At 75.5% G+C, this 942-nt stretch carries 1 pseudogene; it reads left to right on the top strand.

What is annotated here, in order from left to right:
• A pseudogene (locus I5E_RS09600) lies at window positions 1-498 on the top strand (alpha-1,4-glucan--maltose-1-phosphate maltosyltransferase); the annotation flags it as partial.
• Between the last annotated feature and the right edge of the window lie 444 nt (window positions 499-942).

The following is a 942-nucleotide window of genomic DNA, read 5'->3' as shown; positions in this document are numbered from 1 at the left end:
GGGCATGTCTCGGGCTACGAACTCTTCGAGGACGTCGCCCGCCCGGGCTCGGAAGAGAACATCGACAACGAGAAGTACGAGTACAAGCCCCGCGACTTCGCCCTCGCCGAGGCCGAGGGCGCGAGCCTCGCGCCGTACGTGACGATGCTCAACCGCTTCCGGCAGGCACACCCGGCGCTCCGGCAGCTCCGGAACCTGCACGTCCACGACGCAGAGGACCCGGCGATCGTCGTGTACTCGAAGCACCTGCCCGGGCGGTTCATCCGCTCCGGGCGCGACGACACCGTGATCGTCGTCGCGAACGTCGATCCCCACTCGGCCCGTGAGACCACGGTCCACCTCGACCTCGCCGCCCTCGGCCTCGACCCGGAGCAGGCGTTCGACGTCCGCGACGTCGTGACCGGGCAGCGCTGGGTCTGGGGGTCGTCGAACTACGTCCGCCTGGACGCGTTCCAGGAACCCGTGCACCTGCTCGTCGTGGAGGGACCCCACCGATGACCGACACCCACCCCGAGGACGACGCCCCGACGGCGGCGCCGAACGACCGCGGGCAGGGGCCGAGCGTGCCGCCGGTCCCGCCGCCCCCGCCGCCCGTGCTCCCGCGCCGCATGCCGGCCGACACACCCCGCCCGACGCACCCGGCGCAGCACGTCGCTCCCGAAGCCCCCGACGCGGCTGCCGGGCGCACCCCGACCCCGTCGGACCCGTCCGCTGCCGACGGCCCCCGCTACGAGCCGCGCGGCTCCGCTCCCGGCGAGGACCTGCCCGGTGCACCCCCGGCCCCGCGTGAGGCGCCGGACCGCGGGGTCCCGGAGTCGGCGACGCTCGCCGGACACGCATCGGACGCCGCCCACCCGCGGCACGTCACGGTCGAGGGCCGTGGAACGGCTCGCGGCGGGCGGACCGGCGAGNCTGTCGCGCCGTCGGGCCGTCCGCGCGTCG

The sequence above is a fragment of the Curtobacterium sp. B18 genome (assembly GCF_000333375.1).
Classification (GTDB): Bacteria; Actinomycetota; Actinomycetes; order Actinomycetales; family Microbacteriaceae; genus Curtobacterium.
The sequence above is the reverse complement of the archived record's forward strand: the minus strand, read 5'-3'. Positions and strand labels throughout refer to the sequence as shown.